The sequence below is a fragment of the Actinomyces glycerinitolerans genome, from assembly GCF_900098745.1.
GTDB classification, from domain to species: Bacteria; Actinomycetota; Actinomycetes; order Actinomycetales; family Actinomycetaceae; genus Actinomyces; species Actinomyces glycerinitolerans.
Window position 1 is genome coordinate 181,803 of record NZ_FQTT01000014.1, and the last position, 15,093, is coordinate 196,895.

Genomic DNA, 15,093 nt, shown 5'->3' on the forward strand with positions numbered 1-15,093 from the left:
CTCCCCTGCTCGAATACTCATGCCAACGTGATCCGCAGGCAGGTTGCCCACCGTGTCGCGGACGGGGGTACAGTAACGACGGTCGTATCGCCATCTGCGTGGAATTGCAGTGGTCCGCTGCCGAGCATGTTGACTGCGCTCAGTTTGGCGCCGACGTGCAGGGTAGTAGCCGGAATCGAGTCTGCGCCGGAGAGGCCGAACGCGTACAGAGCTCCATCACGCTGCGTGAGGTGCCAGCTCAGATCGTCGTCGGACGTTACGGATGGCGGGTTCTCGGGCGGGCGGGTGGAGTAAATGCCCTCGCCGCAGACCTGCATCCACTCGCCCAGATCTCGCAGGAACCGCCTGACTGAAGGAACCATCCGCCCGCGTGCGTCGGGCCCGATGCCGATCAGGTAGTTACCGCCACCGGCGACGATCCTCACCAGGTTGCCGATCGTCTCGGCAGTTGACTTGGCGGGATCATCCGGTCGCATCGCGCACCACTCCTTGGTGAGGGAGATACACGCCTCCCAGGGCACCCGCAACGGAGTTGACGGAAGCTGCTGCTCCGGGGTCAGGTAGTTCTGGTGTGGCCCCGGAACCTCTCGGTCAACCACGAGAATGCCTGGCTGCGCTTTGCGTGCGGTACGCGCGATGCCGTCGATGTCAATCGGCTCCTTGGGCGCGCAGACCCAACCTCCATCAAGCCAGAGTACCGAGAATGGGCCGTAGCCGGTCAGGATCTCCTCGATCTGGTCACGGGTGAACTCCACGAAGCGGTTCCATGCCCGCGGATGGGTGTGGATGCTGTAGTTGTGGAAGCGATCTTTGATTGGTACAGATCGGTTCCAGTACTCCGGGCGCGACCAGTCCGCCTTGGAGAAGTACGCTCCCATTTCCAGGCCGTTGTCGCGGAAGGCCTCGGTGACTTCCCGGAGCACATCACGTCGGAGGCCGGACTCTTCGGACGTGCACTTTAGATTGGTGTACTGGGAGTCGTACATGCAGAACCCGTCGTGATGCTTTGTGGTGAATACGCAGTACCGCATCCCAGCCGCTGCGCAGGCACTGGCCCACTCTTGCGCATCGAAGTCTTCGCCGGTGAACGTGCGGGCTTGGTCGTAGTACCAGGTGTGGTACTCGGCGTCGGTCCCATGCCAATCCTCGGGCGGGTCTGTGAACCAGCCGAGGTCTTCGCGGTGTAGGGACCAGGACCCGCCCTGTCCGATAGAGGTATAGATCCCCCAGTGGATGATGACGCCTACCTTGAGGTCTTGCCAGTGCCCAAGGCTCTGCCTGACCAACGGATCTGACGGCCAGACATACTCGGGCGCGGGCTCGTGCTGTACAGCTCCTGCTGCCGCCAACGGGGCTGGCGTGAGATCGGCCTCGGTGGTCATTATTGGTACTCCCTGTTGAGATCAGATTCGAGGTGGGTGGAGTAGTCGGCGGGCTTGTGAATGGCAACTGACACCGCATGGGCTGCATTGGGCTGAAGCCGAATGACTGCGCAACTCCCGGCCCTAAGCAGGCCACCTTCGGAGAGGTCGATACCGCTCATCAGGTCGACGCCAGGCGCGGTGACGTCGACGTCGATCTCGCCATCGTGCATCAGGAAGAGGTAGTCGGCGTCGCGGGAACGCCGTACAACCGCTTCAATCCCTAGCGGAGCAGCGCCAACGACGGTCGGCTTGACGTCGGCGTCGTGCAGAATGAGGCACCACAGGTCCTGCAACGAAGGCCGCGTAAGCTGCGCGGATACGTACCATGCGGACCCGGCGCCTGCCCGGGCCCAGGTTATCGCCGGCAGACCGGCAAGCGGGCCTTCCGCATATGAGTACACGGAACGTGCGTGCGTAAGGTGCACGTGTTCGGTCCAGGCAACGGCGTCCAACGGCTTTCCCCGGGCGCTGAGCAGCCTGTGCCGCACGCCCGGCTCGAGCGGGCACAGCGCCTCGGAGTAGGCCCCCAGCAGATCGCGCAGGCGGCCTGGATAGCCGCCGGGTAGCACCCGCATATTCGAGTCGGCCAAACCACTGAGATAGGTGACCACCACCGTTCCGCCGGTGCGGGCGAAAGCGCTGATCCAGGCGGCGGTTTGCTCGTCCATGGGATACAGGCAGGGGACGACCAGCAGGCGATAGGAGTCCAGTGAGGCGCCGGGGGCGACGAAGTCGGTGGCGATTCCGAGCCGGCGTAGGGCGCGATGGGTCGCGCGCAATTCCTTCGCATAGATGATGTCCGCACTGGGCAGGTCAGGAGTCTGAAGCGACCACCAGCCGTCGGCGTGCCACACGATCGCAACGTCAGCGTGGACGATCGGTCCGTCTACGGGCGGCAGATGGACCTCGTCTAGGCGTTTCAGGATCTGTCCCAGCTGCACGACGGTGCGAAAGCCCTCACTGTCGACCCCGGCGTGGGGGAGCATTCCCGAGTGCCACTGCTCGGCACCGGCTGTCGAGGCTCGCCACTGGAAAAACATGCATGACTGCGAGCCGCGTGCGATGTAGCCCAGGCTATCGCGGATGGTGCGTTCGGGGGGCTTCGGTAGAGCCCTGCCGCGCAGCTTGATCTGCGTGGCATTCTGCTCCATGAGTATCCAAGGGCCGCCGCTCCAGGAGCGCGCCAGGTCGGAACCGTAGGCGACGTGCGCCTCGGCCTCGTGAGAGGTGGAGTCCAGGTAATGGTCGAGGGAGATAACGTCCAAATCCTCGGCCCAGGACCACTGCTCGAGGTTGTTCCAGTCCGGGAGCATGAAGTTGGTGGTGATAGGGACCGTGGAACCGGCCGCGCGTATCTGTTCTGCCTGCTCCAGGTAGGCGCTGCGCATCTCATCGGACGAATACCGGCGGAAGTCCAGAACCAGCCCGGGATTGGGCAGATACTGTGTGGCGACCGGCGGCAGGATCTCGTCCCAGGAACCGTAGCGCTGCGACCAGAAGCTGGTGCCCCAGGCGTCGTTCAGATTATCGAGGTCGCCGTACTTGTCCTTGAGCCAGTGACGGAACCCGCGCTCGGCATGCGGGCCGTAATCGATGGTTCCGTACTCATTGTGCACGTGCCACCCCCGCAGTGCCGGATGCTTGCCATAGCGCTCGGCCAGCAAGCGGGAGATACGTCGGCATGCCTCGCGGTAGGCAGGGGCCGCAATGGCATAGGTGTCACGTGAGCCGTGGCGCAGCTGGACGCCGCTGGGCGTAACGGCGAGGGCGTCGGGATGCGCCAGGGTGAACCAAGGTGGGGGAGAGGCAGTCGGGGTCGCCAGAAAGAATCCGATACCCGCGTCAGCGAGTAGCTCGATCGCGTCATCGAGCCAGCCGAATTCGTAGTGGCCCTCGCGGGGCTCCATGGAGGCCCACGAGAACGGGCAGACGGTTACGGTGTTCACGTGGGCTTTTCGCATGAGGGCGACGTCTTCCCGCCACACCTCACGCGGCCACTGGTCGGGGTTCCAGTCCCCTCCGTACAGGAGGTGCCCAGGGTCGAACGGCTGATGGCACGTACTCACCGGGAGCCTCCTTCACTTCCGACCAAATCGATCGGCACGGAGCCCTCGCGGGCGAACAGCCCCAGGGAGTGCACGTCGTAGACGCGTCGGATGAAGCGGCCTCCGTCTGCGCAGTCAACGACTTCGCCGTCTATGAGGTGTCGCCAAACTCCCCGCGGCAGGTAAACGTCGACCGCACCGTCCGGACGGAATACGGGTGCTACCAGCACGTCGGGCCCGAGCATGTACTGCAGATCCAGGTCCCGTGCGGCGGGATCACGCGGGAACTGCATGAACATGGGACGCATCATGGGATGACCGTGCTCTCGGGCGCCCTCCGCGGTGCTGAGCAGGTACGGTCGCAGCCGGTCCTTGAGCAGCGCGAACTCGCGCATGACATCGACGCTCTCGTCGTCGAAGAGCCAGGGCACCCGGTAGGAATTCGAGCCGTGCAGCCGAGAATGGGAGCTCAGCAGACCGAAGGCGACCCAGCGTTTGAACAGCAATGGGTCCGGCGTCCCCTCAAAGCCACCGATGTCATGGCTCCAGTAGCCGAATCCCGATGCGGCCAGCGACAGCCCACCGCGCAGACACTGAGCCATGGCGGGGTAGCTGGACTCGCAGTCCCCACCCCAGTGAACCGGGAATGCCTGGCTGCCGGCGGTCGCGGAGCGCGCGAATAGCACCGCCTCGCCGGTTCCGCGCCGCCGCTCAAGCAGACGGAACACCGCTTCGTTGTAGCGGCGAGTGTAGAAGTTGTGCTCCCGCAGCGGGTCCGATCCGCCCGCCCACATCACGCCGTCCACGGGAACCCGCTCGCCGAAGTCGGTCTTGAAGCAATCGACGCCGTCGTCGAGCAGTTGCTCCAGCTTGTCGGTGAACCAAGCGGTGGCATCGGGGTTGGTGAAATCGACCAGGCCCATGCCTGCTTGCCACAGGTCGGTCTGCCAAATCGCGCCGTCGGCACGCCGCAGCAGATAGCCGCGGTCTGCGGCCTCGTCGAATAGCCGGGATTGCTCGGCAATATAGGGATTGATCCAGGTACATACGCGCAGGCCTCGAGCGTGTAGCTTGTCAATTAGACCGCGAGGATCCGGGAAAGTCGCGGGATCCCACGCGAAGTCCGACCAGTGGAAGCCGCGCATCCAGAAGCAGTCGAAGTGGAACACGGAGAGCGGGATGCCCCGCTCGGCCATCCCGTCAACGAATGACAGGACGGTGTCCTCGTCGTAGTTTGTGGTGAAAGAGGTCGACAGCCACAGGCCGAAGGACCACTCGGGGAGCTTCGCCGGGCGACCGGAACGGGCGGTGTACCGCTCCAGTACTTCCAGCGGCTCCCCACCGCCGTAGATCTCGTACCGCAGCGTCTCGCCCGGGACGGAGAACTGGGTGGCGGAGACGTTCTCGGAACCGATTTCGAAGGAGACGGGGCCGGCGTCGTCCACGAAGAGTCCGTAGCCCTGTGAGGAAAGCAGGAAGGGGATGTTCTTATATGCCTGCTCAGAGCTGGTCCCTCCATCGGCATTCCACACGTCGACCGCCTGACCGTTCCTGACGAAGGCGCCGAACCGCTCCCCGAGGCCGTAAAGGCGCTCTCCCGGGCCGAGACTCAGCTGTTCGTACACGTAGGGGCCACCCGCCGCAAGATGGGTGTCAAGTGGTTGTGCACCGTCGTCATAGTCTCCGCCGGTCGGCCCTGAGGTCGGGCGCACGCGGGCATAGCCCACGGAGCGCTCCGTGGACGCGGTGAGGAAGGCCCCGTCCCAGAAGTACTCGACTAGCCAAGGCCCATAAAGGCGAACGCGGGCCTCAAGCCGTCCCGAGCGCAAGGTGACCGAAGACCCATCGTCCGCCCGCCTCACCTCGGCGTCGACCTCGCTTCCTGGCATGAGGGGGAAGGCCGGAGTCGGCGTCGGGGTGCCACCGTGATGGGTGATACGTACACCGATTACGTCGGTCGCCGGTGCGTCGAGGGTGATTGTGAATACCGGGGTGTTGAGCGTGTCGCCTCGTGAGGCAATATGGCGTGTGGGGGCGAATACGCGCAGGGAGTGACCATCTTCGGCAATGTTTACGTCATATACTTCGCTGGGGTGGAGAAGTGTGACGTTATCGCGGGTAAGCCAGTAGCCGTTCGAAAACTTCATGAAGATATCTTTCCTTGGATCATTCAGGGGTTTGTGCTGGGTGTTTAATTCGCTGCGGCTTCTATACCCAACAGGGCGATTGGGCCGCTGAGGCGAATGCGCACTCGACCCACGTCATAGGGATCTTCCGCACTGACGGTAAGTGGGACCCGGAGCGGCTCACCCGTGATGGCGTCAACGACTTCGGCCGCTGGAGACGTGATAGCGCAGGGATCCGCCAGCCGGCGCGTCCGGAGCTCGGAGACCCGCGTTCCCGCGGGCAGGATGAAGTCGCAGGTACCGCTGCCTGCCTCAGGCCTAAGTTCTTCCCCATGCGCCGGGGAGGCGGCCGCGCGGGCGAGGCCGGATAGATCTTCGGCGCGACTCGTGTCGATGAAGGCGGGTGCGGCCGAGGCCGTCTGAGGCCGCCGGGTGAGGTCAGTGGGCAGGACGAATACACGCTCGAAGACGGTTGTTTCCTGGGCGCTGGAGCGGGCGATGCGAACTCGGAACGGGCCGTCGGGGAGTTCCCAGGCAGCGGTATCAGGTGCGAAGACCTCGAGGCGATCGAATGGGATCACGAGATCGACCGAGGCGTGGTCCTGCCCGGGCATGATGGTGGCGGTGGCGAAGCCAACCAGACGGGTATCCGGCGTGTGCAGCGGACGGCGGCCGAACGCACTGGTGGGCAGATCGGCGTATACCTGGACCACGTCACGGAGGGGGCCCCGCGTACAACGTTGCCGTGGCGCGGCGATGTCGACGTGCACGTTGACCGCGTGCGGACCCAACTCCAAATCAGCCCGCTCCCAATGCGCAGCGTCAAGCGACAGGCCGTGCCCGAAGGCGAACCGGTGCGGTTGGCCATAAAGGTAGGTCGACCTGGTCCGCACTATGTTGTAGTCGAGCAGATCGGGTAGAGCCGAGTCGATTGGCCAGGTTTGGGCGAGCCTGCCAGAGAAGTCTTGCGCGCCGGTCAGGACGTCGGCGAGCGCCTCGCCTTCGCTTTGGCCCAGATGAGATGACCAGATCACCGCATCAATGCCGTCATCTGCCCCCTCGAGGTCGTAGGGGTAGGAGGAGATGATGAGGAGCACGGTTGCGACGTCCTCGGGGAGTTCCCGCAGTCGTCGTACGAGTGCCTTATCCGGCTCGGAAAGGTGCGTGTGCGGCCGATCCTCGGTTTCGCGGCCGTGCACGTAGGGATTGTTCCCGACGACGGCGATTACGACGTCGGCCCCACGGGCGGCGTCGGCGAACGCCTTTTCTGGAGTCTGCATAGACTGCGCCCGGAAGGGCACGCCACTGTCAGCCCCGGTGCCGCGAAGCGTGAGGGCGCCGGAATGGTGCTCAACCCCGACGTAGCGTCCGCTAGCGCGATGGATCAGGAACCAGTGGCCATCCGAGAACTGCTCGCGTCGAAATAGTTCCTGGCTCACCCACCCGCCGATTGCCTCCGCCTCGAGGGCGAGCTGGCCATAGTCGTCGGGGCGGAGGTAACGACCGTTTTCGCCGCGTAGAGCAATGACGTTCTCGCCGAAATCGATCATCTCGAGGAGGACGGGTTGAGCCGAAACCTGCGGGCCATCTGCCTGCGGACGGCTGAGGCGCAATGATCCGTCGTCGCCGACGAAGACATACTCCGAGGCAGTGCCCGTCGCGGACTGCCCACGCCGGTACGACTCGGACGACACCGATAGGTGAATCGCTTCGATGGCTTTGGTGGCCTTTACGGGTACCTGCTGCCGCGTCGACAGCTCATCCACGAGTGACACCGGGGCAATGAGGTCTCCCGAGTACCAGTCGTGGAGCACCTCGTGGGCCCGATTGCCGATCACAGCGACGGCGCTTTGGGGGGCGATGGGTAGTGCAGCACGCCCGCGCGACCCATGTGTCAGAAGTACGATGCTGCGTGTCGCCACCTCCCGAGCGACGGCGCATGCCAGCGGGCGGTCGATAGCTGGCGTGCTTTCACGCGGAGGCTGGCCCATGAGCGAATCGAACTCTCCGGTGCGTGCGCGCGCCACCAGCTGCCTGACCACGGCATGGTCTATGTCTGCGGTCGTGATCAGTCCGTCTTGCAGTGCTTGCGTAACGGCGGCGATCGTTTCGCCGGGGTCGGAGTCGTGGTCGGTGAAGGAGTCCACCCCGGCCCGCAGCATCGCCGCGTACGCCGCGGGAGCGTTGGGAAGCACTTTCTCCGATCTCCAAAGGTTGCTTGGGGCACCCGCATCGGTCACGACGAAGAGCAGGTCCGGCTCGGCTACGGCGGAGCGCAGCCTGGTGTTGACCAGCTCGCTCAGATGGGCGGGGCGGCCGTTGACGAGGTTGTATGAGAGCATCACGGACCCCGCTGCGCCCCGCCGCAAGGGGGTGAGAAACCCGGGAAGCTCATACTCCTCAAGGAGCTGTGGGTCTAGCTGTGAGGATGTGGCCGAGCGGTCGGTCTCATTGGAATAGGCGAGGAAATGTTTGAGTGTGGGCACGGTCGTCCAGTGCTCGCCCTCGCCCCGGAGCCCCGTCGCGTAGCCGGTGGCAAGCTCGGCGTTGAGCAGGGGATCCTCCGTGTAGGCCTCTTCGGTCCGACCCCAACGCGGGTGCCGAAGGGTGTTCACCACCGGCGCCCATACGGTCAGGCTGATGTTGGGATCCGCTTGCTTCATTTGGCGGACTTCGGCCGCGACGACCTGGCCGGCTCTGCTGAGCAGGTCGGGGTCCCATGTTGCCGCCATTCCAACCGGTTGGGGAAAGCTCGTGGCTGGTCCACGCCAGGCCACACCGTGAAGCGCCTCGGTGCCGGTTACGAAGGGGCCGATTCCGAGCCGCTCGACGCCCGGGGAATACTGGTGGAGGAAGCTGATGCGCTCGTCAATAGTGAGCTGGGCCACTGTCTTGCGGGCCCATTCGAGCCGCCTGGTGTCGGCGGTTCCCGAGAATTCGTGCGGGTGCTGCGTACGGCGTTTCGTCATTGAGTGCCTCCGTGCGTCGGCGTGCACCGGCGTGGTGCGGTCGGTGTACGAAGCATATTATCGAATCGCTTCGACGATTTCCAGTTGCGCTAACGGTCTCCGTTAGGGGTGCATCTGCGCGTGGCCCCGATCAGCGCGTGGTCTCGCGACGGGTGAAGCGGGGCGCAAGGAGCTGCGCGGAGGGAGCGAGTTCGGCGTCGTCCACCAGATCGAGGGCCATGGTCACGGCTGTGGCTCCGATTGTCTCGATTGGCAGTGTGGTGCCCGATACTTGCCAGGGGCCGTCTGACGCCACATCTTCCGGAGCGATCGCGGTTACTTGGAGCGCGTCGGGGATCTGAATGCTGAGATCTCGAAGTACACGTCCGAGGGGGGCCAGCAGGGCTTCATGGTGAACGAAAAGGGCGTCGGGCGCCTCGGGGCCGGTCAACGCTTGTTCAGCCCACTGAAGGATTGCAGGGTAAGAGGCGGGGAGCTCAACGACGTCGCCAGTCAGGTCGAAATCGTCCAGGCCATCGCGGAAGCCCTCAAGCGAGCGTCGCTGGTAGGTGAACACAGGCTCGCGCGCCTCCTGAGGCGGGCGGATCATGTAGATCTTGCGCGCACCGGTGCTGTGGAGCTCTCGTACGCACAGCGCAGCGGCTTCGCGGAAGTCGAAGTCGACGCATGCAAGGCCGTAGGTGCGCTTCGGGTAGCCGATGAGGACGACCGGCTTGCTCAGCTTGCGGAGGAATCCCATGCGTGGATCGCTATCGCTGACGTCCATTACTACGAGGGCGTCGGCCTTGCCCTCTTCGATAACCCGTTGAGTATGATCGGCATCCTCCCCGGTGACCAGGAGGATGTCTACGTCTCGTTCATAAGCGGTGCCGAGCATTGAGCGGACGAACTGCATGATGACGTGTCCGTTCGCTCCGGGACGCAGCGGAACCGCGACGGCGAGAATCGAAGCGCGATTGAGTGCTAGGGCGCGCGCGGACGCCGTCGGGTGGTATGACAGCTTTTCGATGGCTTCCTGTATACGCTCGCGTGTAGCGGGAGAAATGGGTCGCTTGCCACTCAGGGCATAGCTCACCGTGCTCAGGGAGACGCCCGCTTCACGGGCGATGTCGCTCATCGTTGCCATGTTCCAAGTCGCTGTTCTTGTTTTGGAAGAAGGAAGCCGAAGTGGAGCCGAGGCGGACGCCATTGCCTCGACGAACCCAGCTAAACCTACATCGGCTCGTCCGGCGAGCAACAGCGGCGGGCGGGGCGCGCCGCAGCCCGCCCCGCCCGCCGTCCGGGAGACGTCGACTAGAACACCTCGGTGGCCGTGCGCTCCAGCGGCAGGGCGGCGACGAAGCGCTCGAGATAGCGGTCGTACTCGGCGACCTCCGCGGGTGTGGGGACGATGGTGGTGACTTCCAGATCAGCGAAGATGCGCTGCTCCAGGTAGTCGGCCAGTTGCGTTCCGTCGCCCCACAGCAGGAAGCCGGCCAACAGTGCCATGCCCCAGGCGCCTCCCTCCGCGGCTGCCTGACCGACCGACACGGGGGTGTCGAAGGCGGCCGCCAGGACCCGCTGCGGGATCTCGGGCGTCTTGAAGATGCCCCCATGGGCGAACATGGAGTCGATCGGCGTGTCGGCGTTCTGCTTGAGGATCTTCAACCCGTAGGCCATGGAGGCGAAGGCGGCAAACAGGTGTGAGCGCATCAGGCCGGCCAGGGTGAACCGGATGCCGGGCTGGCGCAGCGTGAGCGGGCGCCCCTCCGGCAGAGAGACGATGGCGTCGCCGGACAGGAAGTTGTAGGACAGCACCCCGGCGTCATCCATATTGCCCTCGGCGGCGGCGTCCAGGAGAATGTCGAACAGCGGGCCCCGCTGGATGGGGTGGCCGATGGCGTCGGCGAACTGGGAGAAGATCTCCACCCAGGCGTTCAGGTCGGAGGTGCAGTTATTGGCGTGTGCCATGGCCACCGGCGCTCCGGACGGGGTGGCCACCAGGTCGATCTGCTCCACCAGGCTGCGCAACGGCTGCTCCAGCACAATCATGGCGAAGGCGCTCGTGCCCGCGGAGACGTTGCCGGTGCGTGGGCGCACCGAGTTGGTCGCGACCATGCCGGTGCCGGCGTCGCCCTCCGGCGGGCACAGCCTCGCCCCGGGCTGGAGCGTCCCGGTGGGATCGAGCAGGCGGGCACCTGCGGGGGTAAGCCGACCGGCGTCCTGCCCTGCCAGCGCGATCTCCGGCAGGATGTCGGCCAGCTGCCACGGCATGTCGACCAGCTGGTCGAAGGCGCCGAGCATGCCGACGTCGAAGGAGCGTCCGTCCGGGCCGATGGGGAACATGCCGGAGGCCTCGCCCACGCCCAGGATGTGGCGGCCGGTGAGTCGGTAGTGGACGTAGCCGGCCAGCGTGGTCAGGTGGGCGATGCGGGTCACGTGCTCCTCGCCGTGGGTAATGGCATGGTGCAGATGCGAGATTGACCAGCGTTGCGGGATGTTCAGCCCGAACAGTTCCGACAGGGTGCGGGAGGAGTCCTGGGTGAAGGTGTTGCGCCAGGTCCGGAAGGCCGCCAGCAGTTCCCCGTCGGCGTCCAGGGGGAGGTAGCCGTGCATCATCCCGGAGATGCCAATTGCCCCCACCTCGGACAGCGGTGCGCCGTAGCGCTCCCGGTAGCGGTCGGCCAGGTCGGCGTAGGCGGCCTGCAGGCCGGCGACGACGGCGTCCATCGAGTAGGTCCACACGCCGTCGACCAGCTCGTTCTCCCAGGTGAAGCCCCCGTCGGCCAGCACGGTGCCGATGGAGTCGATGAGTACCGCTTTGATGCGGGTCGAGCCGAACTCGACGCCGAGGGCGGTGCTGGCCGAATCGATGTTTGCGGGGGTGGTTGCTGCGGTCATGCGGAGCTCCGTTGCTGATTGGTGTGTTGCTGCCTTCCGGCCGGGTGCGACGTCGCGCCCGGCCGGGCCCATGGGCGCCATGATAGTGGGACCGGCCACGAATTGTGAACGTTCACTGTGGGCGACGGCTCGCGCGGTGGAAGTCTCCCGGCGTACACCGGTGGACAGCTCGGCGGCAATATTGTGTCCCGCTCGCGTAGCTCGGCGACTCCCGGCACTCGCCGAGTCTCCGGTAAGCCCGCCGAATTCGTGTCGTACCTCCTGGATATCTTCCGCATATGATCGAGCCCACTTCCGATCCGCACCCAGCCGATCCGCAGTCCGCCGATGGACGCGCCGACCCGTCCGCCGGTGACGGCATGACGTCCCGCTCCATGCCGGGCGTGCCCTACCTGTTCGATACCGGGCTGGTCCTGCCGACGGCGCTGGTAACCCGGGCCGGTCCGCACACCGCCTTCGTGCGCGTCTTTCCCCTCGACGCGACGGCGCAGGTGGCCGCAACCGCGCGGCGGGCCGGGTTTCGCCTGAATCGGGCTACACCCGAAGCCGACTGGCTGCTCCTGGCCGACGTCGACGGCCTGGCGGACGCGCGCCTGGCGGCACTCGCGGACGCCCTCAACGCCGCAGGATTGCGCGCCTTCGCCTACGCGGGCACCGGGCCGCCCGAGCCACGTGCGGGCGAGCGCGGTCGGCCGCGTCGCCTCGGCACACGACGGCCGGAGGCGGCGGACGGCACCGTGTTCGTGGAGGTGAGGTTGCACGATCCGCTGTTCGGCAACGGTCCCGAGGCGCCTCCATCTGCGCAGACGGTCGTATACGGCCCTTCCGAGGATCTGGAACTGTTCCAGGAGGCGGCCGCGGAGCGCTTCGTCATTGAGCCGGTGCCCGAGATCGGGGGAGTGGCAGCGCTGTGGATCGACCATGCGGAGGTGGCGGCGGGGTTGACCAGCATCGAGGCCCTGGTGGAGGAACTCGACGCCGCCCTGCGGGAGTGCGGCCTGCAGGGGCCCGTGCACATCGTCGATCGGCGGGATGCGCCGGCTGGGGGCGGAGGATGATAAGGGCCGGCCTCTCGGCAGCACCTGGATCCTGCCACCAAACTGGTATCATTCTTGAGTGGCTATGACTCTGCGGCTGAACGAGCGCCAGGATCGACTTCTCAGAGAGTTGGCCGCGGCGCAGAACATCTCTAAGCAGGAGGCCGCTGCGCGCGCGATTGTGGAGACGGCTGAGCGCCACCTGCATCAGGAACGGCTGGCCGAGCTTTCCGAGCAGACTCGGACCCGTTACGCCGATCTCCTGCGGAGGCTCGGTGAGTGAGGGTACGTTTCCTCGATTTGGAAGACCTACTTGCACTCGCAGCCGACCTCGGCGTGCGGGAGGTACGGGATCTGGGTTTGTTGGCCGCCGCAGCGCAGCGGCCAACGACCACTCTTTACGGACACGACGCATACCCGACTTTGGTGGCGAAGGCGGCTGTCCTCCTGGAATCGGTTGTTCGTAACCACGCGTTGGTCGATGGGAATAAACGGCTCGGGTGGCTCTGCACGGTCGTTTTCCTGGGACTCAACGGCGTGGAACTGGACGTCGATGACGACGAGGCCTATGACCGCGTGGTGGAGGTTGCTGCGGGGCGAGTCGAGTGGCAGCGGATAGCGAGCTGGCTGAATGCAAATGGAGTGCCTTAACGGTTCAGCCCGGCCGTGGCGGTGGCCCGGGCCAGGGCGCGCAGGTCGGCGGCCGTGCGGTCGGTGCCGTCACTGCGACGCGGCAGGCCGTGCACGGCCGCGACCCACTGCGGGTCAAGCGCGCTAGCACCCAGGTAGCTGCCCGCGATCGCACCGGTTATGGCCCCGACCGTGTCCTTGTCCTGGCTGGCCTGTACCGCCCGGTCCAACAGCAGATTCATCCAGACGCGCGCCACCTCCCCGCGGTCACCGCTCATGGCCGCCGCGGAGCGGTGGCCGGCGCGGTTGGCGAAGATGAAGGCGAGTGTCGCGTGTCCGAGTGCGTGCACCGCGAAGCCGTCGCCGGCCGGCGGGGTCTGGTAGTGGTCCGCGTCCAGAATCCCGCCGTCGAACAGGTCATGCCAGTACTCGCGACGCTCGGCGGGAATCAGGTCCAGGGTCGCCAAGGCGTTGGCCCCGAAATACGGCATCCCCTGCCACGCCGGTGCCATCACGTTGGCACGGATCATCTCGGCCTGAATCACGCAGGCGTCCCCGGCCAGGGGATCGGCGTGCGTCAGCTCGGCGACCGCTCGGGCGGCGGCGGCCGTCGCACTGCGGTCGCCCAGGCGGGTCAGGCCCACGACCCCGTTGCGCATCAGAGCACCATTGCCCGCCGTCCGGCCGGTGCGCGCATGCAGGTCCGCGGCGGCCGCCCGCATCCGGGCGGCGATTCCCGGCGCAGCAGCGGTGTCGGCGACGGCGTCGATCACCGCGCGGGTCTGGGCTCCCACATCGGTGGCGCCGTCAACGGTCACCCAACGGCACCAGCCGCGCGCAATCTCATCTAGGGCCGCGTCCTCGGTCAGGTCCGCGCCCGTGGCCGTAATCTCGGCGATGTACAGGGACATCTGAGTGTCGTCGCTCCACTCGCCCGGTGCATAGTCGCCGAAGCCGCCGCCGAGCAACTGCGCGGGACCCTCCAGGGGCACCTCGCCCGGTTCGTAGGGCACCCCCATGACATCGCCGACCGCCTGCGCCAGCAGCACGCCCTCAACGCGGTCCAGCTGGGAGTCGGTCAGGGCGCCCGCGGAAGCGGAGTTCGGGTTGGCGAGTCTCATGACGGCAGCGTAGGGGGCGAATGGTTTGGCTGTACGAGGAGTCGAACACCGAGGCCCGCTACCGGATCGGCTCCAGCGCCGGGTGCCGCAACAGCCCCTGGACGCCGTGCGCGGTCCAAATCGCGCTCACCGAGGCGATCAGGCTGGCTGGGCCCTGCACCCGCAGTGGTGAGGTATCGTCAAACTCCAGGATCAGGGTGTCCTCATTCAGAGCGGGATAGATGCCCACGGCACCGCTGAACCAGAAGGACAGCCACCTGCCGTCAAGATGATGAATGAGAATGCGCTGATCGGTCACCAAGCATCTGGTCATCTGCCCCTCGCGCCATTGGGCGGCGGCCTGACGCAGGGCAGCATTGCGACGTGCGCGGTTTCCCAGCGCCGTCGCACCCAGGCCGGCGACTACGAACAGGGGAGAGCCGGAGAAGAAGGCGCTCGACTCCCAGTAGGTGACCTCCTGGCCGTAGAACCGGGAGTAGTGCGCGGAGCCGTTGAACAGGATTCGCTCGCCGTGATTGAGATTGACGTCCCAGGCCGGGCCGAGGTCCAAAGACTGTGTCGTTGCCAGGTCCGTGGCCACCGCCCGTGCATGCTCAATCGCCATCTGATGGTCATGCACCATCGCCAGCATCCGCGCCTCGCGGCGCGTGGGGTGTCCATGCGCGAAGCGGTAGGCACGCCAGTGCCGCCAGGTGCAACGCCCAAACCGGCTCATCGCCTGCCACACCAGGAACAGGAACAGCGGAGGGGCGGCCAGTATGAGCAGGAGCTGGCCGCCGTCTTCCGTCTCGGCTCTCCACGCCGGGAACAGGGCTGTGGACATGAATACCCACACTGCGATCGCAGCCAGCGTGTAGCCGA

Annotated in this window: 11 protein-coding genes; 3 read left to right on the top strand and 8 right to left on the bottom strand. The window is 65.8% G+C overall.

Annotated features, from left to right (window positions below; all coding sequences use genetic code 11):
- Nucleotides 1-17: 17 nt before the first annotated feature.
- The 6 genes from ACGLYG10_RS13580 to ACGLYG10_RS13605 form a co-directional block, all read right to left on the bottom strand.
- Nucleotides 18-1,382, bottom strand: coding sequence for an alpha-L-fucosidase (locus ACGLYG10_RS13580; protein WP_073333100.1), 1,365 nt, complete (start codon nucleotides 1,380-1,382; stop codon nucleotides 18-20).
- Nucleotides 1,382-3,490: a beta-galactosidase gene (locus tag ACGLYG10_RS13585; RefSeq protein WP_073333103.1), complete on the bottom strand. Its 2,109-nt coding sequence runs from the start codon at nucleotides 3,488-3,490 to the stop codon at nucleotides 1,382-1,384. Before ACGLYG10_RS13585 ends, ACGLYG10_RS13580 begins: the two co-directional genes overlap by 1 nt.
- Nucleotides 3,487-5,616, bottom strand: a complete 2,130-nt coding sequence (gene yicI, locus ACGLYG10_RS13590; protein ID WP_073333104.1) for an alpha-xylosidase — start codon at nucleotides 5,614-5,616, stop codon at nucleotides 3,487-3,489. The genes ACGLYG10_RS13585 and yicI overlap by 4 nt, the downstream gene beginning before the upstream one ends.
- A gap of 44 nt (nucleotides 5,617-5,660) precedes the next feature.
- The gene (locus tag ACGLYG10_RS13595; protein WP_073333107.1) at nucleotides 5,661-8,564 is read right to left on the bottom strand and encodes a glycoside hydrolase family 3 C-terminal domain-containing protein; all 2,904 of its coding nucleotides are present in this window, start codon (nucleotides 8,562-8,564) and stop codon (nucleotides 5,661-5,663) included.
- A 130-nt stretch (nucleotides 8,565-8,694) separates the two neighbouring features.
- The gene (locus tag ACGLYG10_RS13600) at nucleotides 8,695-9,681 is read right to left on the bottom strand and encodes a LacI family DNA-binding transcriptional regulator (RefSeq protein WP_170866520.1); all 987 of its coding nucleotides are present in this window, start codon (nucleotides 9,679-9,681) and stop codon (nucleotides 8,695-8,697) included.
- Between the two features lie 176 nt (nucleotides 9,682-9,857).
- Nucleotides 9,858-11,444, bottom strand: a complete 1,587-nt coding sequence (locus ACGLYG10_RS13605) for a xylulokinase (protein ID WP_073333112.1) — start codon at nucleotides 11,442-11,444, stop codon at nucleotides 9,858-9,860.
- Between the two features lie 278 nt (nucleotides 11,445-11,722).
- On the opposite strand from ACGLYG10_RS13605, the gene ACGLYG10_RS13610 reads away from it, so the two are divergent.
- Genes ACGLYG10_RS13610 through ACGLYG10_RS13620 form a run of 3 tightly spaced genes read left to right on the top strand, consistent with a single transcriptional unit; the run spans nucleotide 11,723 to nucleotide 13,132 of the window.
- Nucleotides 11,723-12,502 carry a hypothetical protein gene (locus ACGLYG10_RS13610; RefSeq protein WP_073333114.1) on the top strand — a complete coding sequence of 260 codons (780 nt, stop codon included), beginning with the start codon at nucleotides 11,723-11,725 and terminating at the stop codon, nucleotides 12,500-12,502.
- Nucleotides 12,503-12,560: 58 nt separating this feature from the next.
- Nucleotides 12,561-12,764: a CopG family transcriptional regulator gene (locus ACGLYG10_RS13615; RefSeq protein ID WP_073333116.1), complete on the top strand. Its 204-nt coding sequence runs from the start codon at nucleotides 12,561-12,563 to the stop codon at nucleotides 12,762-12,764.
- Complete coding sequence (locus ACGLYG10_RS13620; RefSeq protein WP_073333119.1) at nucleotides 12,761-13,132, top strand: type II toxin-antitoxin system death-on-curing family toxin; 372 nt, start codon at nucleotides 12,761-12,763, stop codon at nucleotides 13,130-13,132. The genes ACGLYG10_RS13615 and ACGLYG10_RS13620 overlap by 4 nt, the downstream gene beginning before the upstream one ends.
- Here the strand turns inward: ACGLYG10_RS13620 and ACGLYG10_RS13625 are convergent.
- Both ACGLYG10_RS13625 and ACGLYG10_RS13630 read right to left on the bottom strand, forming a co-directional pair.
- The gene (locus ACGLYG10_RS13625) at nucleotides 13,129-14,232 is read right to left on the bottom strand and encodes an ADP-ribosylglycohydrolase family protein (RefSeq protein ID WP_073333121.1); all 1,104 of its coding nucleotides are present in this window, start codon (nucleotides 14,230-14,232) and stop codon (nucleotides 13,129-13,131) included. The genes ACGLYG10_RS13620 and ACGLYG10_RS13625 overlap by 4 nt on opposite strands.
- A gap of 58 nt (nucleotides 14,233-14,290) precedes the next feature.
- Entirely contained in the window at nucleotides 14,291-15,055 is a 765-nt protein-coding gene (locus ACGLYG10_RS13630) for a hypothetical protein (protein ID WP_139240998.1), read from the bottom strand.
- Between the last annotated feature and the right edge of the window lie 38 nt (nucleotides 15,056-15,093).

What these genes read in the sequence shown, in the direction of transcription:
- ACGLYG10_RS13580 (WP_073333100.1), bottom strand. Translation starts at nt 1,382, where the DNA reads ATGACCACCGAGGCCGATCTCACGCCAGCCCCGTTGGCGGCAGCAGGA.
- yicI (WP_073333104.1), bottom strand. Translation starts at nt 5,616, where the DNA reads ATGAAGTTTTCGAACGGCTACTGGCTTACCCGCGATAACGTCACACTT.
- ACGLYG10_RS13595 (WP_073333107.1), bottom strand. Translation starts at nt 8,564, where the DNA reads ATGACGAAACGCCGTACGCAGCACCCGCACGAATTCTCGGGAACCGCC.
- ACGLYG10_RS13600 (WP_170866520.1), bottom strand. Translation starts at nt 9,681, where the DNA reads ATGAGCGACATCGCCCGTGAAGCGGGCGTCTCCCTGAGCACGGTGAGC.
- ACGLYG10_RS13605 (WP_073333112.1), bottom strand. Translation starts at nt 11,444, where the DNA reads ATGACCGCAGCAACCACCCCCGCAAACATCGATTCGGCCAGCACCGCC.
- ACGLYG10_RS13610 (WP_073333114.1), top strand. Translation starts at nt 11,723, where the DNA reads ATGATCGAGCCCACTTCCGATCCGCACCCAGCCGATCCGCAGTCCGCC.
- ACGLYG10_RS13625 (WP_073333121.1), bottom strand. Translation starts at nt 14,232, where the DNA reads ATGAGACTCGCCAACCCGAACTCCGCTTCCGCGGGCGCCCTGACCGAC.
- ACGLYG10_RS13630 (WP_139240998.1), bottom strand. Translation starts at nt 15,055, where the DNA reads ATGTCCACAGCCCTGTTCCCGGCGTGGAGAGCCGAGACGGAAGACGGC.